19 protein-coding genes, 1 tRNA gene and 1 pseudogene are annotated in these 22,633 nt (G+C 57.2%); 14 read left to right on the top strand and 7 right to left on the bottom strand.

What is annotated here, in order from left to right; translation table 11 throughout:
* Nucleotides 1–302: 302 nt before the first annotated feature.
* Nucleotides 303–701 (bottom strand): hypothetical protein, encoded by a 399-nt coding sequence (locus J2X71_RS16670; RefSeq protein WP_310383060.1) that lies wholly within the window; start codon nt 699–701, stop codon nt 303–305.
* Nucleotides 702–959: 258 nt separating this feature from the next.
* Between J2X71_RS16670 and J2X71_RS16665 the strand changes: the two genes are divergently transcribed.
* Complete coding sequence (locus J2X71_RS16665; RefSeq protein WP_310383059.1) at nt 960–2,048, top strand: hypothetical protein; 1,089 nt, start codon at nt 960–962, stop codon at nt 2,046–2,048.
* Nucleotides 2,049–2,138: 90 nt separating this feature from the next.
* Here the strand turns inward: J2X71_RS16665 and J2X71_RS16660 are convergent.
* Nucleotides 2,139–2,224 (bottom strand) — tRNA-Leu (locus J2X71_RS16660).
* 151 nt (nt 2,225–2,375) lie between these two features.
* The gene (gene wrbA / locus J2X71_RS16655; RefSeq protein ID WP_310383058.1) at nt 2,376–2,972 is read right to left on the bottom strand and encodes an NAD(P)H:quinone oxidoreductase type IV; all 597 of its coding nucleotides are present in this window, start codon (nt 2,970–2,972) and stop codon (nt 2,376–2,378) included.
* A gap of 220 nt (nt 2,973–3,192) precedes the next feature.
* Between wrbA and J2X71_RS16650 the strand changes: the two genes are divergently transcribed.
* The 9 genes from J2X71_RS16650 (at nt 3,193) to J2X71_RS16610 (ending at nt 15,450) form a co-directional block, all read left to right on the top strand.
* On the top strand, nt 3,193–3,969 hold the full coding sequence (locus tag J2X71_RS16650) for a competence/damage-inducible protein A (protein WP_310383057.1): 777 nt from the start codon (nt 3,193–3,195) through the stop codon (nt 3,967–3,969).
* A gap of 99 nt (nt 3,970–4,068) precedes the next feature.
* The gene (locus J2X71_RS16645; protein ID WP_310383056.1) at nt 4,069–4,911 is read left to right on the top strand and encodes a universal stress protein; all 843 of its coding nucleotides are present in this window, start codon (nt 4,069–4,071) and stop codon (nt 4,909–4,911) included.
* 169 nt (nt 4,912–5,080) lie between these two features.
* Nucleotides 5,081–5,578 carry a xanthine phosphoribosyltransferase gene (gpt, locus tag J2X71_RS16640; RefSeq protein WP_007812968.1) on the top strand — a complete coding sequence of 166 codons (498 nt, stop codon included), beginning with the start codon at nt 5,081–5,083 and terminating at the stop codon, nt 5,576–5,578.
* A 183-nt stretch (nt 5,579–5,761) separates the two neighbouring features.
* Nucleotides 5,762–6,352 (top strand): hypothetical protein, encoded by a 591-nt coding sequence (locus tag J2X71_RS16635; RefSeq protein WP_310383055.1) that lies wholly within the window; start codon nt 5,762–5,764, stop codon nt 6,350–6,352.
* A gap of 585 nt (nt 6,353–6,937) precedes the next feature.
* Nucleotides 6,938–10,750: a vitamin B12-dependent ribonucleotide reductase gene (locus tag J2X71_RS16630; RefSeq protein WP_310383054.1), complete on the top strand. Its 3,813-nt coding sequence runs from the start codon at nt 6,938–6,940 to the stop codon at nt 10,748–10,750.
* 299 nt (nt 10,751–11,049) lie between these two features.
* Nucleotides 11,050–12,183, top strand: coding sequence for a patatin-like phospholipase family protein (locus J2X71_RS16625; RefSeq protein ID WP_310383053.1), 1,134 nt, complete (start codon nt 11,050–11,052; stop codon nt 12,181–12,183).
* Nucleotides 12,180–13,229, top strand: coding sequence for a cyclic GMP-AMP synthase DncV-like nucleotidyltransferase (locus tag J2X71_RS16620; protein ID WP_310383052.1), 1,050 nt, complete (start codon nt 12,180–12,182; stop codon nt 13,227–13,229). Before J2X71_RS16625 ends, J2X71_RS16620 begins: the two co-directional genes overlap by 4 nt.
* 2 nt (nt 13,230–13,231) lie before the next feature.
* Nucleotides 13,232–14,932 carry a ThiF family adenylyltransferase gene (locus J2X71_RS16615; RefSeq protein ID WP_310383051.1) on the top strand — a complete coding sequence of 567 codons (1,701 nt, stop codon included), beginning with the start codon at nt 13,232–13,234 and terminating at the stop codon, nt 14,930–14,932.
* On the top strand, nt 14,920–15,450 hold the full coding sequence (locus J2X71_RS16610) for a Mov34/MPN/PAD-1 family protein (protein WP_310383050.1): 531 nt from the start codon (nt 14,920–14,922) through the stop codon (nt 15,448–15,450). The genes J2X71_RS16615 and J2X71_RS16610 overlap by 13 nt, the downstream gene beginning before the upstream one ends.
* A 133-nt stretch (nt 15,451–15,583) precedes the next feature.
* Here J2X71_RS16610 and J2X71_RS16605 read toward each other — a convergent pair whose 3' ends face one another.
* Nucleotides 15,584–15,931: a hypothetical protein gene (locus tag J2X71_RS16605; protein WP_310383049.1), complete on the bottom strand. Its 348-nt coding sequence runs from the start codon at nt 15,929–15,931 to the stop codon at nt 15,584–15,586.
* A gap of 355 nt (nt 15,932–16,286) precedes the next feature.
* Between J2X71_RS16605 and J2X71_RS16600 the strand changes: the two genes are divergently transcribed.
* The 3 genes and pseudogenes from J2X71_RS16600 to J2X71_RS16590 all read left to right on the top strand — a co-directional run.
* Nucleotides 16,287–17,084, top strand: a complete 798-nt coding sequence (locus J2X71_RS16600) for a hypothetical protein (protein WP_310383048.1) — start codon at nt 16,287–16,289, stop codon at nt 17,082–17,084.
* A gap of 178 nt (nt 17,085–17,262) precedes the next feature.
* Nucleotides 17,263–17,814: a hypothetical protein gene (locus tag J2X71_RS16595; RefSeq protein WP_310383047.1), complete on the top strand. Its 552-nt coding sequence runs from the start codon at nt 17,263–17,265 to the stop codon at nt 17,812–17,814.
* A 42-nt stretch (nt 17,815–17,856) separates the two neighbouring features.
* Nucleotides 17,857–17,991: pseudogene (locus tag J2X71_RS16590) on the top strand (NADP oxidoreductase coenzyme); the annotation flags it as partial.
* Nucleotides 17,992–18,043: 52 nt separating this feature from the next.
* Here J2X71_RS16590 and J2X71_RS16585 read toward each other — a convergent pair.
* Entirely contained in the window at nt 18,044–18,283 is a 240-nt protein-coding gene (locus J2X71_RS16585) for a hypothetical protein (RefSeq protein WP_310383046.1), read from the bottom strand.
* A 16-nt stretch (nt 18,284–18,299) separates the two neighbouring features.
* Nucleotides 18,300–18,917, bottom strand: a complete 618-nt coding sequence (locus tag J2X71_RS16580; RefSeq protein ID WP_310383045.1) for a hypothetical protein — start codon at nt 18,915–18,917, stop codon at nt 18,300–18,302.
* A gap of 766 nt (nt 18,918–19,683) precedes the next feature.
* On the opposite strand from J2X71_RS16580, the gene J2X71_RS16575 reads away from it, so the two are divergent.
* Nucleotides 19,684–20,397 carry a hypothetical protein gene (locus J2X71_RS16575; RefSeq protein ID WP_310383044.1) on the top strand — a complete coding sequence of 238 codons (714 nt, stop codon included), beginning with the start codon at nt 19,684–19,686 and terminating at the stop codon, nt 20,395–20,397.
* Between the two features lie 798 nt (nt 20,398–21,195).
* Here J2X71_RS16575 and mauJ read toward each other — a convergent pair.
* Nucleotides 21,196–22,611, bottom strand: a complete 1,416-nt coding sequence (gene mauJ, locus J2X71_RS16570) for a methylamine utilization protein MauJ (RefSeq protein WP_310383043.1) — start codon at nt 22,609–22,611, stop codon at nt 21,196–21,198.
* Between the last annotated feature and the right edge of the window lie 22 nt (nt 22,612–22,633).

Raw genomic sequence — 22,633 nt, 5'->3', positions numbered from 1 at the left:
GGGATCGAACCCGTATAGCCTAAGGCCGGGAGATTTTAAATCAGTATGATATCGTCGCCGATAGCCCCAACTGCGCCCCGCTTGAAAAATGTGATTACTTTTCTTTACGTTACCTGGTCAACGGCAAGCGCCGTTCGCTGAACGACATTGCCGAGAAGCTAGCCAAGGTTGGCTATCTTTCCGGCACCAGCAAGCCCTTTCTCGGCGCCATCGTCGGCAGAGGTGGAAGTGGCAAGCCCCGCCACACAAAATCGTGGCCTCAAAAGCCTATCTTTAGGCTGCGCTAATGTCATCACCTCCCATTAAGCTTTACGGACGCCGTACCTCCACCAATTGTCTTCGCTGACATAGCGGCGGACCAAACGAGAAAAATCCTCTTCATGCCGCTCATGTTGGAAGCCCTGCTTATGCTTTTTCTCCATGGCTTCGATCCAACCCCAATCGTAGTCTTTGTTTTCGAATTTTGATGACCGAAACAGGCCCTGTTCGCCGTCCTTAAATCCTTCTTTGCGCCAACGTTTATAGTAACCAACCTCATAGGGCGTCAGCCGAACGCCCTTTTTTGCTAAATGAGGATTGGGGGCGTCGGCCAACTGCCCCGGCGTCCAGTAGCCGATAGACAGGAACTCAATTTCGCGTTCTGCCTGATGTCTGCCGTGGCGTTGCCCACTCCACTCACGCCACGCCTTAAACACACCCATTCCCTCCCAGCTTGCACATCCAGAAACCACCCATAAACGCGTTTCCTTGCGAAATCCCTGCTTCCCGATTGCATTGGCCCTGTTTCGGCGAAGCGGGTTTCCTCTCCAGACCTTGTGCAACTTTGCGCATGCTCCTCTACAGGTGGCCCACTGCAAGGCGGGGCATCTTCCAATCAACCATGCTCGTCGGCGATGGTTGAATGTCGTTTAGGAGTAATCTAGACGAGCTTAGGGCAAGGGTTATTTCTGGGGGTTCCGATGTGGTCGGGGAATGTGGGCCCAATACGGGTCATTTTCACCGTTGTCTTTTCAATCTGTGCTTGGGGCTTCCTCTATAAGGCTCCTGCTGCTGCCGAGGTTGAGGTTGTCGAGTGGCGCGGGCACAAGGTTATCAGCCTTGTCGGCAGCATTGACGAGGGAACTGAACAGAAGCTGGCAGGAAGATTGGCAGAGGTCGCGCCCCTGCCTTACGGCTTGCCCGTTCTTTTGCTGGACAGCCCGGGAGGTCTCGTTGACGAAGCCTTGAAAATATCAGCTCTCCTTGATGGCAAGCCAGTGCATACAGTGGTTCAAGATGGGGCCAAATGTGCCTCAGCATGTGCATCCATTGTGTTTATCGCGGGGGCAGCTCGGACTGTCGAGGAGCAGGGGTTGCTTGGTCAGCACTCCTGCTCACGCAGAGGGGTTCCGGACGAGGACTGTAACGAAAAACTTAGCCAGCATGCTATAGCTCATGGCGTATCTCATGGGAGCGTGAAGGCATTCGTTACATACGTAAACCCTGAGAACATTCTTTGGTTCAGCCGTGAAGACGCTGAGGGATGGGGCTTGACCAAGTACCCCGGGGAAGACCTGAGCGGATTTGAGAAAAGCGAACCGAGGGTCTTTAAGTTACTGACCGGAAAACTCCCGCCAGCGCAGACAGCTTGGCGCATCAACTTTCGAGATGATGGGTATGAGGCATTCGGTAGGACAGTGTCTGATGTAGAACGCGAGATGCAGCTAAACGTCTTCTGTTCAGAAAAACTGAAGGGACACCTGTTCCTGAGCATGGAGGTGAATGGCCCTACCGAGGTCGTTCGGGAAGCCATCCTCGGCGCTTCAATCATGACTGATCAGGCTACTTGGTACGATCACCGGCCGTTAGTTCGGCAGCGGACTAAGCAGATAACGGAGATCGTGACCGAAATCCCGACCAAGCAACTAAAAGCCTTCCTGACGAGAGCCGAGAGGTTGAGCTTTGGGGTCGCGCTGAAAAAGCCCTACGAGCCTATGATTGCTGAGACTTGGTTGACTGGCAGTAGGAAAGTTCTGATGTTCGCCGCCAATAACTGCGGCGACAGATGACGCTCGCCAATACCCATTCCAGAAACGCCACCTCATATAAGCAACGCCAGCGGCAACAAGCAGCCCAAGAGTTTAAACAATAATTCAATGTGGTGCGAGCGACGGGGATCGAACCCGTATAGCCTAAGGCCGAGGGATTTTAAGTCCCTTGCGTCTACCAGTTTCGCCACGCTCGCGCGCCGTCCAGATCAACGACTTAGGCGGATTCGTCAAGAAAATGTTTGCGCGTTTCTGTGGGCGGTCGAAAAACAGGCTTGCGTGAGCACTGTCCCAAAATAAAACGGCGGCCCAAAGGACCGCCGTCTCGCAGAAAGATCTAGGCTGAACTCAGGCGAGTTTTGCAGTGATCTTGGCGACGTGTGCGCCCTGATACTTGGCAGCTTCGAGTTCGATTGCCGAAGGCTGACGCGAGCCATCGCCGTTGGTGATGGTTGATGCGCCGTAGGGAGAGCCGCCCTTGACTTCTTCCGTGCCCATCTGACCCTGGAAGGCGTAGGGAAGGCCGACATAGGCCATGCCGTGGTGCAGGAAGGTGGGGACGAAGCCAAGGATCGTCGATTCCTGGCCGCCGTGCTGCGTGGCGGACGAGGTGAACATCGAGCCGACCTTGCCGACGAGCTTGCCGGTGAACCACAGGCTACCGGTCTGGTCCCAGAAATTGCGCATCTGCGAAGCGACCGTGCCGAAACGCGTGCCGGAGCCGACGATGATCGCGTCATAGTCGGCCAGTTCATCGACGGTGGCGATCGGCGCTGCCTGATCGAGCTTGTAGTAGGAAGCCTTGGCGACTTCTTCGGAAACCAGTTCCGGAACGCGCTTGACGACGACATCAGCGCCGGCGGACTTCGCGCCTTCCGCCACGGCATAAGCCATGGTTTCGATGTGGCCATAAGCCGAGTAGTAGAGGACGAGAATCTTCGCCATTGTTATCTCCATCAAGGATTGATTGAATTTCTTGACCGAGACCGTTCTAGCAGCGCATCCCGTTCAACATAGTCCTGCACCAAGAACTCACTGTTCACCGCTTGTAGACGAAATTTCACTTGCCGTTTCGTTTCGACCCTTGAGCCGCTTCGCTTTGCCGTTTGCAAACTGGCCAAACGGCGCTACCTATTTTCAAGCTTCACACCACGGAAATATCCCCATGAGCAATGAGACTGTCGTTACCGCCGCCATGCTAGCCATCGGCGACGAGCTTCTTTCCGGCCGCACCAAGGACAAGAATATCGGCCATCTCGCCGATATGCTGACTATTTCGGGCATCGACCTGAAGGAGGTTCGTATCGTCGCCGACGAGGAGGATGCGATCGTCGAGGCGCTGAACGCGCTTCGCGGCAAATACGACTATGTCTTCACGTCGGGCGGCATAGGGCCTACGCATGACGATATCACCGCGGATGCCGTCTCGAAGGCCTTTGGCGTTCCCTGCGAGCATGATGCGGCGGCGATGGAGCTGCTTGCCGAGATGTACAAGCGCCGGGAGATGGAATTCACCGAGGCCCGCCAGCGAATGGCCCGCATGCCGCGTGGTGCTGCCCATATCGCCAACCCGGTATCGACCGCTCCCGGCTTCATCATAGGCAATGTCTATGTCATGGCGGGCGTCCCGCAGGTCTTCCAGGCCATGGTCGACAATATGTTGCCGACGCTGAAGACGGGCACGCCCGTCCTCTCGCTCGCTATCGCCTGCCCCTATGGCGAAGGCGAGATCGGCACGCCGCTGGCGGCGATCCAGAAGGCGCATCCGGAAACCAGCATCGGCTCCTATCCGCGTTACGTGGGGCAGAAATTTTCAACGGAGATCGTAGTGCGCGGCCGCTCGCAGGATGTGATCGAGGCTGCAGGTGCGGATGTGCGGGCCATGATCGAGGATATCAGACGCAGGAAAGATATTGCCGAAAACCATTCGGCGAACGCGTGAGGACTATGTGCGGTCTTGATCATGGTCAAGGAACCGCAGCATATTCCGGCGCATTCCTTTCCTCGCGGAGCGTGATTTCAGCCGCAAAGGAGAATTGATATGTCTTATAAAACCATTCTCGCCATTCTGGATACAGCAGACAATAGCGGCGCCGTCGCCGATTTCGCCTTTGCCATTGCCGCGGAAAGCAGCGCCCATGTGATCGGCCTGCATGCCGAAACGATTGCCGCCGTGCCGCTGGTCGCGCCGATGGAAATTCCCGATCCGGTCGCCGTGCAGGCGCTTCAGGACATGGCCCATTCAGAGACTATCGCGGTCGAGCGGATTTTCCGCGCCCGCGCGGAGGCTGCCGGCGCTTCCTTCGAATGGCGCGCCTTTGCGACGTCGACGGGATATGGCTCGGCGCCGCTGATCGAAAGCGCACGCAGCGCCGACCTGCTGATCGCCTCGCAGGCCGATCCTGCAAGACCCTCCGACAGCCATGTGAATGTCGACGAATTCCTGTTCGAAAGCGGCCGGCCGGTACTGATTATCCCTTACATCATCCGCCAGCCGAAGCCGATCAAGCGCGTGCTGATTGCCTGGAATGGCTCGAAGGAAGCAACGCGCGCCACATTCGATGCCCTGCCGATCCTGAAGGCTGCCGAAGCCGTGGAAATCTTCTCCGTCGATCCGGCCGAGACCGCAACTCAATCGGCGACGATGGCCGGAGCCGAGATCTCCGCAACGCTTGCCCGCCACGGCGTGAACGTGACGCTTGCCACGGCTGCAAGCGGCGACAAGAACGCCTCGCATGTCATCGAGAACCGGCTTTCTGACGACAGCATCGACCTTCTGGTCATGGGCGCCTACACACATTCCTGGCTCTGGCAGGCGATCTTCGGCGGTACGACGAAGACGCTTTTGCAATCCATGACGGCGCTAACATTGCTCTCGCGTTAAGGCCGCTCTTGCCTTTTGCCTCCAAATCCCGCTAATTGCGGCGACCGATGATATCAAGGCTTCGGCATCCATCGCGCAGTTCCGGCTGCGCGATTTGCGTTTTGCCAGCCGATGTTCACTCGGTCGCCGGCAAACGGCGTGTCGTTTTTTCATGCCGCGGAGCAGCCCGATGTCCCTTCCCGATAAAGCCTTCCCCGTTTCCTGGGATCAGTTCCACCGCGATGCGCGTGCGCTTGCCTGGCGGCTCGCCGGCCTCGGCCAGGAGTTCAAGGCGATCGTCTGCATCACCCGTGGCGGCCTCGTTCCGGCGGCGATCATTTCGCGCGAACTGAACATCCGCCTCATTGAAACGGTTTGCGTCGCGTCCTATCACGACTACGTCAACCAAGGCGACATGGTGCTGCTCAAGGGCATCGCGCCTGAACTGATGGAAAACGGCGGCGAAGGCGTACTCGTCGTCGATGACCTTACCGATACCGGCAAGACCGCCGCCCAAGTGCGCGGCATGCTGCCGAAGGCGCATTTTGCCTGCGTCTACGCCAAACCCAAGGGCGTGCCGACCGTCGACACCTTTATCACCGAAGTCAGCCAGGACACCTGGATCTACTTCCCCTGGGATATGGGCTTCACCTACCAGGAGCCGATCGCCAAGGGTGCTCGCGGCTAACCGCTGCCGACGCGAGCAACCTCCGGTTTTACGACCGAAAATTGTCCCAATATTTGTCTTCCCGATAGCGGATTCCAGCCCCTGCTCGGTAACGTCCATTTTATTTTATTAGCATAACGTCAGGCAACTACCGGTCGTAAAGACCGGATGTAAAGTGGGGCTGAATGCGGTTGGGGAAGCGCAATGGCATGCTGGGGCAAGATTCGAACGGCAGCGGCCTTCGGGCTGATCGGCTGCCTGTTTCCTTATACGCCTGCCGGGGCCGAGCCGGCCTATATCGGCGTCGTGCGTGAATATGTGGAAACGCTCGTCCGGCCGATGGTCGAGGCTCCGGTCGTCGTAAAGGCGATCGAGGAGCAGAACGCCAAATTCGGCGATGTCAGTGAGATGGACATGCGGGTGCTGGACGAAACCTACCAGGCGGAGGTCGCCCAGGGCGATTTCCAGATGGTCCAAGCACTGATGGCAAAATCCGTCTCGCATTATCTCAAATCGAAACAGGATGATTCGCAGGGAACGATCCTCGAATTCTTCGTCACCGACTGTCACGGGCTGAATGTCGGCCAGAGCACCATCACGACGGATTACTGGCAGGGCGATGAGGACAAGTTTCTCCAAACCTTCGCCCGTGGTTCACAGGAGATCTATATCAGCCGGGCTGAGCGCGACGAGTCGACCCAGCTTCTGGAGACTCAGGCAAGCTTCGTGGTCACCGATGAGGCGGGCAAGCCGATCGGCACGGCGACCGTCACGATTGCCATCGATGCTCTCTAGAAAGTGCTGATTTCCTTCAACGAATCGCCATGCGCATTTGCGTCGCAAAAGCCATCCTAACTTTTGCCGCAGCCGATTTTTTTAACATTCCGGCCTTTCCCTTGTCCGAGCAGCGGCGCAAGCCCTTGTATTTTCAGGCTTCCCCAGACTTTCCCCAGTCTTCACAACAGCATCCACAAGATGTTGTGGTTAGCATTCGGTTACGTTCCACCCCTTGACGGAATCAGCGGTTTCAAACTTAATGTTTCAGATGTTGCGGCGGCGACTGAACCGGAGGTAACGAGACCGGTTCTTCCAAGGAAAATTGAACGCAGAATCAGGGTGTTGGACCGCCAAGAGCGGTGACGTCCGAAGGCATTTCTGCGCCTTATTTCCGGCCTCAAAAAGCGACATCGGGGACTGGTAAAGATAAGCTGTTAACACTATATTTAGTGTTTGCAGCCAGCCTCACCACAAGATACAGGAAAATCATCTCCGGATGACAATCCTGTCACAAGACGGAACGAGCACTGGCCGCGCGAAGGGACAACGCGTAGCCGGACGGGAATTTTGCGCCCTTTCGGGTGCCAACAAGAGGTTAAGAACATGCGCATCGAACGTCGGTTTACGAAGGCTGGTCAGGGCGCCTATGCGGATATCGAATTCCGCAAAGCGACGAGCGAGATCAAGAACCCGGATGGCTCGATCGTCTTCCGCCTCGAAAACATTGAAGTTCCCGCGCAGTTTTCCCAGGTCGCCACCGACGTTCTGGCGCAGAAATATTTCCGCAAGGCCGGTGTCCCTGCCCGCCTGAAGAAGGTCGAGGAGAACAGTGTCCCCTCCTTCCTGTGGCGCTCCGTTGCCGACGACGCAGCGCTGAAGGACCTGCCGAAGGACGAACAGACCGGCTCGGAAATCGATGCGCGCCAGGTCTTCGATCGCCTCGCCGGCACCTGGACCTATTGGGGCTGGAAGGGCGGCTATTTTTCTTCCGAGGAAGATGCAGCAGCGTTCAAGGATGAGCTCGCCTATATGCTCGCCACGCAGCGCGTTGCCCCGAACTCCCCGCAGTGGTTCAACACCGGCCTGCACTGGGCCTACGGCATCGATGGTCCCGGACAGGGCCACTTCTACGTCGATCCCTTCACCGGCAAGATCACCAAGTCTAAGTCTGCCTACGAGCATCCGCAGCCGCATGCCTGCTTCATCCAGTCCGTTGAAGACGACCTCGTCAACGAAGGCGGCATCATGGACCTCTGGGTGCGTGAAGCGCGCCTGTTCAAGTACGGCTCCGGCACCGGCTCCAACTTCTCCATGCTGCGCGGTGAAGGCGAAAAGCTTTCCGGCGGCGGCCGCTCTTCCGGCCTGATGAGCTTCCTGAAAATCGGCGACCGCGCTGCTGGCGCCATCAAGTCTGGCGGCACGACGCGCCGCGCCGCCAAGATGGTCGTCGTCGACATCGACCATCCCGATATCGAGGAATATATCAACTGGAAGGTCAAGGAAGAGCAGAAGGTTGCTGCCCTCGTGACCGGCTCCAAGGTTGTCGCCCAGCATCTGAAGGCGATCATGAAGGCCTGCGTCAATTGCGAAGGCGACAATGGCGACTGCTTCGACCCGGCCAAGAACCCGGCCCTGAAGCGCGAAATCCGCGCTGCCAAGAAGGATCAGGTTCCGGAAAACTATGTCCAGCGCGTCATCCAGTTCGCCCGCCAGGGCTACAAGGACATGGAGTTCAAGACCTACGACACGGACTGGGATTCGGAAGCCTATCTCACCGTCTCCGGCCAGAATTCCAACAACTCCGTCTCGATCAAGGACAACTTCCTGCGCGCTGTCGAAGAAGATGGCGATTGGAACCTGACCGCCCGCAAGGACGGCCGGGTGATGAAGACGCTGAAGGCCCGCGATCTCTGGGAAACGATTTCCTATGCCGCCTGGGCATCGGCCGATCCGGGCATCCACTTCAACACGACGATGAACGACTGGCACACCTCGCCGGCCGGCGGCCCGATCCGCGGCTCGAACCCGTGCTCGGAATACATGTTCCTCGATGATACGGCCTGCAACCTCGCCTCGCTGAACCTGCTGCAGTTCAAGGACAAGGCAACCAAGCGCATCAATATTGGCGACTACGAACATGCCGTTCGTCTGTGGACCGTCGTGCTCGAAGTCTCGGTCATGATGGCGCAGTTCCCGTCGAAGCGCATCGCTGAGCTTTCCTACGAATACCGCACGCTCGGCCTCGGCTACGCCAATATCGGCGGCCTGCTGATGTCGACCGGTATCCCCTATGACAGCTCCGAGGGCCGCGCCATTGCCGGTTCACTGACGGCGATCATGACCGGCGTCTGCTATGCGACATCTGCCGAGATGGCTGCCGAACTCGGGCCATTCCCGAATTTCGCGCCGAACCGCGAACACATGCTGCGCGTCATCCGCAACCACCGCCGTGCCGCCCATGGCGAAAATGCCGGCTATGAGGCTCTCTCGGTCAACCCGGTCGCGCTGATCCATTCGGAAAACCCGGACCAGGATCTCGTCGCCCATGCGAAGGCTGCCTGGGACAAGGCGCTCGAACTCGGCGAAAAGCACGGCTACCGCAACGCGCAGGTCTCGGTTATCGCACCGACCGGCACGATCGGCCTCGTCATGGATTGCGACACGACCGGCATCGAGCCTGACTTCGCACTGGTGAAGTTCAAGAAGCTCGCCGGCGGCGGCTACTTCAAGATCATCAACCGCGCCGTTCCGGATGCGCTGCGTACGCTCGGCTATTCCGAAAGCCAGATCGCCGAGATCGAAGCCTATGCAGTCGGCCACGGCAACCTGAACCAGGCACCGGCCATCAACCCTTCGACGCTGAAGGCCAAGGGCTTCACCGACGACAAGGTGGAAGCCGTCAATGCTGCTCTCAAGAGCGCCTTCGACATCAAGTTCGTCTTCAACCAGTGGACGCTCGGCGCCGACTTCCTGAAGAATACTCTGAAGGTCTCCGACGAGCAGCTCAGCGACATGAGCTTCAGCCTGCTCGACCATATCGGCTTCTCGAAGAAGGACATCGAGGCTGCCAACATCCACGTCTGCGGTGCGATGACGCTGGAAGGCGCACCCTTCCTCAAGAACGAGCACCTGCCGGTTTTCGATTGCGCCAATCCTTGCGGCAAGATCGGCAAGCGTTACCTCTCGGTTGAAAGCCACATCCGTATGATGGCGGCTGCCCAGCCCTTCATCTCCGGCGCGATCTCCAAGACGATCAACATGCCGAACGAGGCAACGGTCGACGATTGCAAGAACGCCTACATGCTTTCCTGGAAGCTTGGCCTGAAGGCAAACGCCCTCTACCGCGACGGCTCCAAGCTGTCGCAGCCCCTCAACGCCTCGCTGATCGAAGACGAGAGTGATGAGGATGCGCTTGAGGATCTGATCCAGCAGCCGGCAGCGGCCCAGGCCGTGACGGTCACCGAGAAGATCATCGAGCGCGTGATCGAGCGTGTTTCCCGCGAACGCGAGAAGCTGCCGAACCGCCGTCAGGGCTACACCCAGAAAGCTGCCGTCGGCGGTCACAAGGTCTACCTGCGCACCGGCGAATTCGGTGACGGCCGTATCGGCGAGATCTTCATCGACATGCACAAGGAAGGCGCTGCCTTCCGTGCGATGATGAACAACTTCGCCATCGCCATCTCGCTTGGCCTGCAATATGGCGTGCCGCTGGAAGAATATGTGGAGGCCTTCACCTTCACCAAGTTCGAGCCTGCCGGCATCGTCATCGGCAACGACGCGATCAAGAACGCCACGTCGATCCTCGACTACGTGTTCCGCGAACTCGCCGTTTCCTATCTCGGCCGTCACGATCTTGCCCATGTCGATACGTCGGACTTCTCCAACACCGCGCTCGGCAAGGGCATCCAGGAAGGCAAGACGAACCTGCTCTCCACCGGCTGGACCCGCGGCTACAAGCCGACGCTCGTTGCCGGCACCGGCGGCGAACGCCAGGCCGGCGAGCCCAAGGGCGCGGCAACGGCAGCCCCTGCCCGCGCCTCCTCGATTGGTTCGGTAACCTCCTTTGCGGGGGCAGCAGCCCGCAAGCTGGAGCCGACAGTGGCCATCTCCACCTCCGAAATCGTCGCCTTCAAGCGCGACTATGAGGAGCGCGCCAAGGAACTGGCCGAGGAGATCGCCGAAGAGGTGATCGAGGAAACCGGCACCGAGGCAACCGCCCTCTTCTCCGACAAGGCCGCAGCCGACGCTGCCTCCGCCAAGACGGAAGCCAAGAAGATGGAAGCCGAACGCCGCGCGCGCTCGATCATGCAGGGCTACACGGGCAACATGTGCGGCGAGTGCCAGAACTTCACGATGGTGCGCAACGGCACCTGCGAGAAGTGCGACACTTGCGGTGCGACCAGCGGCTGCAGCTGATTTCTTCGGGAAAATTCAGGTTTCCGCGCAGCTAAATCCGGTGTAACGCGCACACCAATCTTGCCCAGGAGCACCCAAAAGTTATCGAAACACCTCTCTAGGTAGATCGACCAAAAGTGGGAAGGAAACTGGAAATCGCAAGGTGAGCTTGGTTGAAGTAGGGCCAGTTGATTGCGCAAATGAATCATTTTCCGGGCGTCTCGGCGTCCGGAAAATGCCTGAGGGAACAAATAGTGAAACAATCGGGATAGTTGGAATCATAGACCAACCTCCACCAAGCAGACCGCGGATCCGTATTCATGACGAATGCAAGCAATAATTCGCTGCCGAAGCCCTATAGAGTTCTCTGCATTGACGGCGGAGGCATGCGCGGCATCTACACTGCTGCCCTGCTGGACAAACTTACCGCCTACTACGCGAAGCTCCGCAACGTCGAAGCTCTCGACATCGGCAAGGGTTTCGATCTGATTGCCGGGACGAGTACGGGCGCCATTCTAGGATGCGCCGCAGCCATTGGTCGCCCCATGTCATCGGTAGTCGGGCTTTACGAAGAACACGGGGCCACCATTTTCCCGCATCGTATCAAACCCGGCATTCTGAGCCCTCTTTGGCGGGCCATTTCAAAGGGTGGGCGGATCGTGCGTGCCGGAGACATCGCATTGCGAGATGCGCTGGCGCATGAACTTCGCGATGTCACCATGAAGCAGGTTCTCGACATACGCGGCATTGGGCTATCGATCCCTGCTGTATCGATGGAAAAGCACCGTTCGTGGGTTTTCAAGAAGACGCCGAAGAGTGGGCTTCGCGACGACAACTATCGACTGGCGGATGTGTGCCTGGCTTCCAGTGCGGCGCCAATCTATCGGTCGCTCGCTGCGATCCCCGATCCAGATACGGATTCCGACAACTTCCGCATCTTTGCGGACGGCGGTCTATGGGCGAACAACCCGGTATTGGTGGCCATGATCGATGCACTCTCCTGCGCGGATCCGGGTCAGCCGATTGAAATTTACTCCATCGGCAACGTCTCTCGACCCGCCGGATCCCAGATCCAGCCGAGCAAGGTACACCGTTCGATGCTCTCTTGGCAGCTCGGCGCTGAGATAGGTCCGCTGGCCATCGACGTGCAAGAGTTCGCCTACGATCATATGGCGCGCTTCTTTGCAGGGCATCTCACGAAGCTGGGGCGTCCGGTCACGCACGTGCGCATCCCGCAGCAAGAGGCCGCAGCGACTATGCTGCAATACCTCAGCTTGGACGAATCCCGCCCTAAGGCACTGAAGGCCCTGATCGCCCACGGCTACGACGACGCCGACATGGTGAAAAGCCTTTGCGACCGCCCCGGCCATCCAGATGGCCAGATGATCCATGCCTTGCTTAACGAAGTTCCGCCGATGCCGAAAACAGGCATCCCGATGGAGGTGTTTCAATGAAGAACTGCCACGTTCAGGTGCTGAAGTACCAGCGTACCGAGGTCAAGCTGTCGGACGACGACCGTCAGGACATCAAGGACAAGGCGGACACGAACCGCAAGCGTCTCAAGGACGGGCTTGCCGCCAACGACGATCCCAAACCGATCGGCTTGCATACGCAGGGCTCGTACTCGATGAAGACGATGATCCAGGAAGACGATGGCGATTACGACATCGACGACGGGGTCTATTTCGAAAAGGGCGATCTGGTCGGGCCGCAGGGCGGCGAGATGTCGGCGCTCGCGGTCCGCAAAATGATCTGCAACGCCGTGCAGGACAATCGCTTCAAGACCCCGCCGGAAGTCCGGAAGAACTGCGTCCGGGTCTACTACAATGACGGCTACCACGTCGATGTGCCCTCGTATCGGAAAATTCAAGTGAAGGATCCGATTTCCGGCGTGATGAAAACGGCCTGGGAGCTTGCTAGTTCAGACTGGAAGCGTTCTGACGCTCGCGCGGTTACGGACTGGTTCAAAACCGCCAACAAGACGAAATGCTCGGACGCCAGCAAGGACGGTAACAGCGGCCAGTTTGTACGTTTGACGCGGCTGATGAAAAAGTTCGCACGAAGCAGGACGTCGTGGAAATCGCAGACGACATCAGGCTTTGCGATCTCGCGGCTCGTGGACTACTGCTACGTGGAAGACAAGGATCGCGATGACCAAGCATTCCGGCGACTCATGAGCGAGATCCATAGCCGCCTTGGGTACGATGACGCCATTGAGCATCCGACGCTGCGAGATGAGAACATCGTCGATTCCGGCAATGCGAAGGTTGCTTTCTTCCGCGACTGCCTTGAGGAAAACCTCAAGCATCTTGAAATTCTCGATGATCCCAAGTGCACTCATGATCAGGCGATGAAGGCATGGGACAAGGTCTTCAACTCCACTTGGTTCAAGGATCAGCCGGATCCGGATGCGGAGAAGGAGCTCGATGGCCAGATGAGCCGCGGCCCCTTCATTAAGCAGGGAGAGGCCCGTTATGCTTCCGAGGAGCGGTTTGCTTAAGCATGGTCTATCCAGCCGCGGAAATAGATGAATGGTTCGAGACCCTCGACGGCGCATTCGAGGGCAAACTTCCGCATGACCATTCGCTGATTCGCACCTTTGGGGGACAGGGCTGGCGCGTGCGCACGATGGGCGTCGGGCTTTTGGTTCTCGCTGACAGGGACTTCCCCTATTCGAAACCGCGGGCGTTCATAGAAAGTTACGACAGGAAGCGTCCGCAGCCTCATATCGAACCAATCGCCAGGCTCGGTAAACTGGCACGTGTCTGCCTTACGACGCCGACAACACCGGGCGATCCGCTCCTGTCCGTTCAGGCCGCGGTCTACGATGCACGCCTTCTTCTACGCGCGAACGAGAACAACGAAGAGGACGAGGACTTCGGCAACGATTTCGGATCGTACTGGAGCCATTATCTGCCCGACGGCGCGAAGGCTGCCCGCCTGTGGGGTCTCTCACTTCTTGGAAGTGGAATCGGAGCGTTCGCCTACGCGACCGACGGGACCTATTACTGTTTTCCTGACAAGGCGAGCCTTAGGCGGTATTCACATCATTTATGGAGGGGGGCAATCCGGGATCCTCACCAGTTTCCTATCATCGAAATGCGGACCCTCCCCCGCCCGGAAAGGTTTCCGACCGACGCGGAGTCGCTTCTTGGCTTCCTGAAGCGCTACACCAAGGACGGGTTGCACTCGATCGGGGAATTGCTCCGTGCGCGACCGCGGTGCCTCCCCGTTGTGTTCTCCGGCACGGGTCCCAATGGCCGTGTCGCCAAGGTAGCTGTCCAGCTTGTTGTCCGGCAGGACGCCAAAGGTCGGCCTCCTGTAAAGGCGCACATTCATTCGAAACTCGGCGACGAGGACGTCATCCGCCTGTACGACGCTTCTCCCTTAGATACCCGAAATCTCGACGCAGCGCTCACAAGGCTTCCCGATCGCGATTTGGCGACCACGCGTAAGAAAGTGGTCGTCGTCGGCTGCGGGGCGCTGGGCTCGGGCATTGCAATGATGTTGGCGAAGGCGGGCGTCGCCAGGTTTGTTCTCATCGATCCGGAAATCCTTGGATGGGAAAACATACGCAGGCACGAGCTCGGTGCTGAGTTTGTTGGTGAGTCAAAGGCGCTGGCCCTTAAAGGCCGCATCGAGTGCTCCATCCCCGATGTCGAGGATATACAGGCGATTCCGGCGTCCTTTCAGCAAGCAATCGAGGCCGACCCTGGTTTGCTTCTGGATGCGGACCTCGTCATCGCCGCGACAGGAGACTGGGGATGCGACGTCTTCCTTGACCGAGCAGTGTCCGCACGCGAGGCGATCCTCCCGACCATTTACACCTGGACGGAAGCCTTCGCGCTTGCGACGCACGCCGTTCTCATATCCGGAAAAGGCGGGCGGTTCGTCGACGGGTTTGATATCTCCGGTTCCTTCAAGGGTAAGGTATCAGATGCCCAGCGGGAGCCCCCGCCGGAGTGCGGCAATAGCAGCTCTCCCTTCGGAGCCGTGGAGGTTGCTCAGTCCCAGGCCCTCGCTGCAAAGCTGGCGTTGGAGCTTTTTGGCGGACGGCACGATGGAGCGGATGTCTGGCGCACCCGAACCTGCGAACAGTCGACGCTCGAGGATGCCGATGGCAGATGGACGGATAATTGGATCATGACTCGCGGGAGGCCGTCTGCCCTCGGCGAGGTCTTCGAAAGTGCATGGAAATTCTGATGCCGCCAAAGCTTTATGATTTTGGCCATCTGTCGGTAGAGATATTGCCGGGTGCGATGGAGACTATGCTCCAACATCGTCAGCGACGCTTTTATTCGCGAGAGTCGGGCGGGCAGATGTTTGCGAAACTAGCGCCGAACCACTGGCGTATCGAAGTCGCAACGGGGCCACGCACTTCGGATCGACGCGGCCGCTTTCACTTTTGGCCAGATCGGCGGGCAGAGCAGGACGAGATCAACAAGTTCTACGAACAGGGATTGGAATTTGTCGGGGATTGGCACACGCACCCGGAAGATTTCCCCCGGCCATCACGCAACGATATCGAGAGCGTTAACAACATCGTACGGGAGTCCGTTCATACTCTTCCAGGTATTCTGATGTGCATTATAGGTCGTAAGGACCCGCCTGACGGATTATGGCTTTCCTTGCACAACAGCGGCGGAGGCATGTTCGAGCCGCATGTCGAAAATGGTGCAGCAGCCAACAGACGTCAGCGTAAAAAAGTCATCTGGATATAGAGACTTCGCGGTAACTTTCTTAGATGCGCTTCGCCCCCTAAATTCGGAGCTTCTGTTTGCAAAGACAGCGGGTTCCTTAAATGCGCCTCGGTCGTGGAAGAAAGCCGATGATAATCGACTTTCTTCCGAGCGCCTACCGGATGTTATCATCCGCGGTTGCCTTGGCAGTCGCCGATCCTGCAGTAAACTGATCGTCAAAGTGATTCAGGAATGTCTCGATGAGGTGACCATGGTAATAACCGTACACTGGAACTGAAATATTCACGTCCTTACGCTTAATGATATTGAAGGCCAACCTATCGACTGAAACGACTGGACGAAACCAAGCTTTCCCTCCCCACGCTTCCGATTTGTGGGTAAAATCACCATCGCTATCCTCAATCCAAGTTGTGATTTTTCCCTTTTCCTCTTGCTGATGAATGCGTTTCCTGAAATCAGCAAGAAGCGCTTTCGCACTAGATGTATAAAAGTACACGGACACTGTTACCTCCTGTATCGCTTACGAAATACATCTAATGATTGAACTTTCTTGTTTCAAGAACCGTTCTCGTTTAGACAGTCCTATCAACCCCCAGCGGCCTTGGATCAATCAAGATCGCCGAAGTCGCGATGAGAAGCACTTCGAGCCGTACGATACTCGAATTCTGGTCGACCTAGATCCGGATTTCGGCCTTGGCATGGAGCCAATCTGCGCCTCCTTGCCGGCCCTACACGGGATTTCTGCCACATGTTCCTGCGATCCTTCGAGAACTTCTGGGTTCGGTTCAAGTCGCAGTAAATCGGACGACATACCCTTGCATCCCGCTAATTTGGGTAAGGATTCGCACACGAGTCCTGTGGCAGAAAATCTCGTCTTTCATTTCGAGATCACTATGCGCAAGGATTCGATCTTTACCTATGTCGTCGGTTTCGTGCTCGGGAGAGCAGATCTTCTCCGGGAGCTTTTGTTCGCGATCGACAGAAACGCGAAGAAACGAAAGCTGACATACCGGATATTTTTCCTGGGAAACCTTATCGACTTCAGTCCGGATTCAAAGGGGGCGGTCGAGCTTGCACTTCATGCTGTCAGCAGAAATCCGGGATCCGGTCTATTGCTTGGACGCTTCGAAGATGCCCTTCTACAAATGATCGATGAAACAGATAGGAGCGTGCGACAGCGCATGCTTTCCAAGTGGGTGGGAGACCCTAGAAGCCTGCAGGAGATCCACGTGCGGATCGGCAAGCCCGAGGTCTCGACGGATTTATTGACGGATGCCATCGATCAGCGCCACCTATCCTTTATCCGCAAGGCGCGGCGGTTTATCGAGTTGGACGATCATGTTCTTGTTCATGCAGGCCTAGAACCCGGAGTGCACCTGCTGGAGCAGGACCCTGCCTCGTTCCTGAAGGCGCCCGGCGGATTTGAGAATTATCGCGGATCCTTCGGAAAGATCGTGGTGCACGGAACCAGCAATCCAGTCGATCCCGTGGAGTCCTATCCGAACAGGATTGCGATCAATAGCACCACGCAACGCAACGGTCGACTGCCCGCCATCTGCATCGATCCCGACGGCGCCGTCCATTGGCTGTCGGCCCAGCGATCGGGATCCCGCGGCGTGGAGATTTTCTCAGGTCAGCCCTCAATCGTCGAATGACAAAGAAAAGTGATTGGTTTCAAGTTGGAACGAATCACTTTGGCACGCCCTACACCGAGTGATTCAAGAGCTTGCGAATATGAAGACGACGTCGGACCTTTGTTGGACGTCGATATCACCATATGATGCCGTGAAAGCGGAGTTTGTTTCGCATCACCCCGTGAATAGGTCAGTCGATATGGCCGGTGCCATCATTGTGTCCTGGAGCTTCGACGACCTTGTGAAGCTGTCGGGCTATCGCAATGTGGTCTCGACCAATTGCCCTCCAACCGCTTTGGTACACGATGGCCCCTCCGACGAGAGGGTCATCACAAACGGTGTGGCCGCATACTACATCTCTGAAAATGGTCTTCCCTCTGAGGAAGCCGAGCGCGCGCGTCAGTTACTTGAACGACTCTATGCCCTGGGCGACTGGGCTGCCGGAGAAATCGTCGAGCGACATCGTCGTGACAAGGAGAGAGTCGCCAGCGGCTACTATGAGCTAAAACCGAGACTAACCGTGCATGAGATGTTCGTGAGAAGATACGTGAGGAGGCACCCAGGCTCATCCGTTGAAGAGATCTCGGCGGGTACAAGCCTCTCGTTGTCCGAAGTCCAAGTGCTGACGGAAGAGCTTTGCAACCACGGGATTCTGGTTCTCAGCGATCAGAGCAAGACGAAGTACGATTTGAGCGCCTCCGAGCAAGCCCGTTATAGAGAGCTGCCGGAGGCCGAACGACTAATGCCCTAGCGTCGAGGAGGGAGGTAGCGATCCCGCCAGAAGTGACGCGTGCTCGGCGAGCTTGCCAAAAATCTTGGGTTCGCGCCGATCAACCTTGGGGGCCTTTCCGAAGGCGGACTGCTTGTGCAGGCGCGTGGGAATAAGTGGGGTCACTTGATCTTGCAGGACTTGGTCAAGTTCGACTGACGGCAGTTTCGCTTGCTCATTGAGAAGAAACCGTCGCCGTCAGATCCCACCGCTACTTTTCGAAGCGGATGCCAAGTTCCTGAAGCCGCGCGATAGTGTAGTGACATTGCCCCCCGTAGCAGATGCATCCCGGTCCGCATGATGTCCCATTGTCTTTGCCCGCGCAGGGATTTTTGCCGGAGCCCGCGGAGTTGAGGGGATAGTATTCAGTGCCGTTGAAGTTGACAAACACGCTCGGATCCGCGGTCTGCTTCGCGCCACCCTGCCCTGTCTGATCTTTGTCATCTGCCATGTTCCATCCTCTCTGGCTATCGAGATTGACTCAGAATGGCCGACGCTGTGTTTCCTCCAAGTAGCGCAGCCTCATGTTGCACCTGTGCCTGCGTCGCTAGTTCCGCCATTCCTGCGGCCGTGGCGGGCGCAGCAATCGGTCCGAGCGTGACTATGATGTTGCTCGTTTTCGTTCGCGTTGCTCCCAAGAATGCCCCATCGGGATTCACGGTGAACTTCTTGAGATTCCATGTCGGCGTGACGCCACCGCTGAAAGCGACCACGAACGTGAGCGTTTCCTGGAATGTGCTGAAGGGAGCGTATTTCGATCCTCGTGTGGTCGAGGTCGGCGTAGCCGCGATCGAGGCCTTGTCGTAGATAAACTCGTCAATCTTGAGGTTGCTCTCGACGGTCACGCCCTTCTCGGTGATGCTGCAATCGAGATCCGGATCCTTCTTGTGTGTCGCAATTGCCTCCTGGAGGAGGACGGCATTGTCCCAGGTCAGGGTGATAGCTTCCGCCCTTGTCGCATGCGCAGACCCCGAGATGCCGCCGCCGACGCTGAACAGACTCGAAGCTCCGATAGGATCCGAGTAGCTCAGCCCCGGACTCATATTGGACTGTTCGTCCCATGTTAGATTGAGCGAAATTGTCACCCCCCAATTTGTCAACCAAGGTATATCGTGCGCAGCAACGGAGCGAAACAGACCATTCGTCACTTCACATCTGATGTTTGCAAGTATGTTTGCTTCGACGCGCCCTTGGAGAGACAGGTTGTTCTCATCGCTAACAGTGTTAGCGCGAAGAAGATCCTTCTCTGGAACGTATAGACCACAACCAGTCAACATCGACAGAACTGCCGCTGACACTATCCTTAGCGGCTGGCAAGACCTCATGGAAAACCCCTCTTTTTCCATTGGCGGATATTACTACACACTAAAAACCACAAGGAGGAAAATGCAAGGAAAAATTGAGTGCGATCGCAGAAAGTACACGCTTCTTCAATGATGCGTTTAATTAGTAGGACGTGCTGCAGACTCACGTCCCCAAACTTGATTACGACCGAAGGACTTTGCGGAACTGAGACCTTCCACGCCAGTCGAACGCCGCCTGTCCGCAAAGGCGAGAAGCAACGCACAATCAACTCAGACTGACGAAGTGCATTTCAGCAGAGTCGCCCCCCGGGTTGGTAGCGAATGGCCGCACATCCTATGCGGTCACTGCCCTTCTAAGAATTTTACTTTACCGCGAATCTGCATATCGTGTGTCACATGTCATTCAAGTTGCCGCGAGGGCTTGTTGGCAAAAAACCTTCTCGAATGGTCAGGCGACCAGGACTTCAGGACACGCGCCAGCCCAAGGCGTGGCGCGGTTTCACCAGCCTGCCTGCGTCTCGACCCGCTGACACGGTAGCCACACAGGATGACTGAACAGATTTCTCTCAATCGCTTTCGGCGCGGGTTCATTTTCGGACTGGGCGTGGCTGCTGTTATCTTCTTCATCTGGCACACGAAAGGGCAGCCGTCCTGGTGTGCTCCGTCAGCACCTTCGTGGCTTCCCTGGGCGCAACCGGAAGAGCATTGCGTCCGTGAATGGATTTCGGCACTAGGCGGATGGGCTGCAGTTGCCGTTGCCATTCCGACGATTGGCTTTCTGGCCAAGCAGCTCAGGGACGCCGATCGCTTTCATCGACAAACGGTTGCTATGACGCTCGAGAGAAACTTGACGCTGGCGAAGAGAATGACGCGACGGTGTGGAAACGAAAGACGCCGTATCGACCGTATCAAATTAAATCTCTCAAAAATGAATGCTGTAGCGGGAGCAGCAGGCAGTTCGACAATACTCTCTCCGGAGACAGCAAAGATGGTGCTGAAGCTCATTGAGAATTTCGAGGAAACCGACCTGGACGACTTTGAGGCCATAACGTTTGTGGGCGCGACTTATCTTCGGAGTGCGAGAAAGGCGTTGGCAGGAATCCAGAAGATTGCCGACAGCGCCTCGAAAGCCAACGGCGGTCGGACGATCAGCGGCCGCGAACTTAAACGCGTCGATTCAGCAGTGATGCGCGCGAGCTCCCACCTAAAGCGCCTGGATGACCATGCCAAGGAATATCTCAAGAAGTGGGATGTGGCTTAGCTGCCTTGGAGAGCCGGATCGCTACCTTCGTGGCTCCTCTTCTCTCCGTTTTCATAAATGCGATAGGTCGGACTATCAACAATCTGCAGCGATTTTCTGGCATCACGAAGTTGCCGAGGCTGGCGGCGGTATATCGGCAATGAACCGCGCACTTCTGCTGGGAATGAATTGGCGCTGCTTGTCTGCTTTAGGTATGCACATACCCCGAATTCGCGCAGAAGCCGGAATTAGAGTTCGCTTTCGCGGTGTCAATCCAGGAAACAGGCAACAAAAGAGACCAGAGCGAACCCCCACCGACCTTGATCAGTTTCTCTACTGCACGTGGCCGCGTCCTCTACGGGACACGGACGTCTTCGTCGATGTTACCAATGCGATGCCCGCGCAGACTCGCCATCATCACCGCCCTCTCCTCGCCTGGGTAAAATCCATCTCGTCCGGCCGCGACATCACGAAGAGCCATGGAACGGCAGCGACCGCGATCGCAGCTTTTTATGCAGCGCTTCATTCCGGCGACGGCAAGCTTGCGTCGGCTTTCGTCGTCCCTGAAATGACCCGGAAAGTCCGTTCAGCCCTAAAGCGCTAACAGGCTACTATGGATCCCTGTCAGAGCCGATCACGCTGCTTGACGTCCGTAGAGTCGGCGACAACCGTTTCTCCGTCCGATATCGTTTCCGCAATGCGCCGAGACCTGCGATGCTTCTGCGACAGTCACCACGGTCAACCGTGATGGAAGGGACTTCATCCAAGCCATTCGTGCCGAAAATGGTTGCTGAGGTCTGCGCACGGATTTCCTGGATCCTAGTCGGAGAAGTAGGAATCCGACAGCGAGTACACTGTCTTCAGGTAGTAGCGCGCGAGCGCTCTGACGATGCCAGCGGCCGAATACAGCCGCTGTATCTCGACGGACGCATCGGCGTCGGAGGGAAACTGCTCTGACGCATGGGCCGTAGCGACGCGACAGTTGCCGAATATGTAATGGTGAACCTCCGTATCGCCGCGGGCTTCGTGGAACCGCTCCAACTCCGCGGACTGCAACGCAGATGTCGCGGCTTCGAAATTGTCTCTGATCCACAGCTTCGTCGGATTGGGCGTTCGTCCCACGCTCTTAACGCGTTGCTCGAAGACCTTGAAAAAGCTGAGTACTTGGTACGACACCAGCCCGGCTTCTCGGGCATTCAGCCCTTCCCGGTAGTAGGCGAGGCGCTGCAGGACTTCCTCATCCTCGGGCAAGGACCGGTCGAACACCCACTGTCCGGCGACGGTGCCGCCTTTTTCGGCCTTGCGCACCGGAACTGGCACCGGGTTCCCCGACCAGCCGCTGCCGAGGATGGCATGCTGATCCTGACACCAGGCCAGTAGGCTGAGAAATCGATTGAGCAATGTGCGAGCCTGTTCGTGGTTCATGCGCGCTTTTGTCAGATCGATGCTTATGGAATGAGAGTTGTCCGGGGTTCGAGGAAACAGCACAAGCTTGTATCCCGCGAAGTCTACAAGCGTCGGGTCCCGTGGCCACGCCACCGCCGTGTCAACAGGCAGGTTCAAGAAGCTAGATGATGGCCTCGCGCCTAGGGAGCGGTGAAACGCGTCTTTCTCCTCCTCCGTTTCATACTCGGTCCAGTCTGTTTTGAACGGCAGATCCAGCTCGCGCATGATGACGACGTCGCGCCTGAGCTTGAAGAAGAACTCTGGACCAAGGGTGAGCTGTCGCGCGGACGGTGCGTGAATGCGATCGTGATCATAGTCGTCACCAGCGCCTGCAATGAGACGGGTTGCCATCTTGTCAACATACGAGACCTTCACGCGTCGGCCATCTTCCTGCAGGATCGCACGGGCGTGGAAATCGTCACCGTGGTCGGTTCTATCGATTGTCAGGGTGATCGCGACCACGGATCTACAGGCGTCATCGTCGCCCAGTATGGTCGCAATCGTCTCCTGCAGAGTGGCTGTTTTTCTAAAAGATGCATCTGGCCCGACGACCGCCCGAAGGTTCCCGAGACACAGAGCGGCATACCCTGCGAAACCTATTGCGGTGGGTGCAAAGCCGAGGACGGCGCTCGCAATCTGCATATCACTCAGTCGAACCGCGGCATTTTCCCTTCCCCTTGGAAGCAGGCCATACCCCCTCAGCCGCTCGAAACGTTCAAGGGTTTCGCTCAGTGGATCGGGTCGGACGAGGGCTTCGTGGAGAAGAAAGGCTAGGTTCTTTGCGTACATTTCTTACTTCGTGCTATTTCCT

Origin of the sequence: Rhizobium sp. 1399 (assembly GCF_031455475.1) — a bacterium.
Classification (GTDB): Bacteria; Pseudomonadota; Alphaproteobacteria; order Rhizobiales; family Rhizobiaceae; genus Rhizobium.
Note: the sequence above shows the minus strand (reverse complement) of the source record. Positions and strands in the feature narration are given on the sequence as shown.

What these genes read in the sequence shown, in the direction of transcription:
- J2X71_RS16670 (WP_310383060.1), bottom strand. Translation starts at nt 701, where the DNA reads ATGGGTGTGTTTAAGGCGTGGCGTGAGTGGAGTGGGCAACGCCACGGC.
- J2X71_RS16665 (WP_310383059.1), top strand. Translation starts at nt 960, where the DNA reads ATGTGGTCGGGGAATGTGGGCCCAATACGGGTCATTTTCACCGTTGTC.
- wrbA (WP_310383058.1), bottom strand. Translation starts at nt 2,972, where the DNA reads ATGGCGAAGATTCTCGTCCTCTACTACTCGGCTTATGGCCACATCGAA.
- J2X71_RS16650 (WP_310383057.1), top strand. Translation starts at nt 3,193, where the DNA reads ATGAGCAATGAGACTGTCGTTACCGCCGCCATGCTAGCCATCGGCGAC.
- J2X71_RS16645 (WP_310383056.1), top strand. Translation starts at nt 4,069, where the DNA reads ATGTCTTATAAAACCATTCTCGCCATTCTGGATACAGCAGACAATAGC.
- gpt (WP_007812968.1), top strand. Translation starts at nt 5,081, where the DNA reads ATGTCCCTTCCCGATAAAGCCTTCCCCGTTTCCTGGGATCAGTTCCAC.
- J2X71_RS16635 (WP_310383055.1), top strand. Translation starts at nt 5,762, where the DNA reads ATGGCATGCTGGGGCAAGATTCGAACGGCAGCGGCCTTCGGGCTGATC.
- J2X71_RS16630 (WP_310383054.1), top strand. Translation starts at nt 6,938, where the DNA reads ATGCGCATCGAACGTCGGTTTACGAAGGCTGGTCAGGGCGCCTATGCG.
- J2X71_RS16625 (WP_310383053.1), top strand. Translation starts at nt 11,050, where the DNA reads ATGACGAATGCAAGCAATAATTCGCTGCCGAAGCCCTATAGAGTTCTC.
- J2X71_RS16620 (WP_310383052.1), top strand. Translation starts at nt 12,180, where the DNA reads ATGAAGAACTGCCACGTTCAGGTGCTGAAGTACCAGCGTACCGAGGTC.
- J2X71_RS16615 (WP_310383051.1), top strand. Translation starts at nt 13,232, where the DNA reads ATGGTCTATCCAGCCGCGGAAATAGATGAATGGTTCGAGACCCTCGAC.
- J2X71_RS16610 (WP_310383050.1), top strand. Translation starts at nt 14,920, where the DNA reads ATGGAAATTCTGATGCCGCCAAAGCTTTATGATTTTGGCCATCTGTCG.
- J2X71_RS16595 (WP_310383047.1), top strand. Translation starts at nt 17,263, where the DNA reads ATGGCCGGTGCCATCATTGTGTCCTGGAGCTTCGACGACCTTGTGAAG.
- J2X71_RS16585 (WP_310383046.1), bottom strand. Translation starts at nt 18,283, where the DNA reads ATGGCAGATGACAAAGATCAGACAGGGCAGGGTGGCGCGAAGCAGACC.
- J2X71_RS16575 (WP_310383044.1), top strand. Translation starts at nt 19,684, where the DNA reads ATGACTGAACAGATTTCTCTCAATCGCTTTCGGCGCGGGTTCATTTTC.
- mauJ (WP_310383043.1), bottom strand. Translation starts at nt 22,611, where the DNA reads ATGTACGCAAAGAACCTAGCCTTTCTTCTCCACGAAGCCCTCGTCCGA.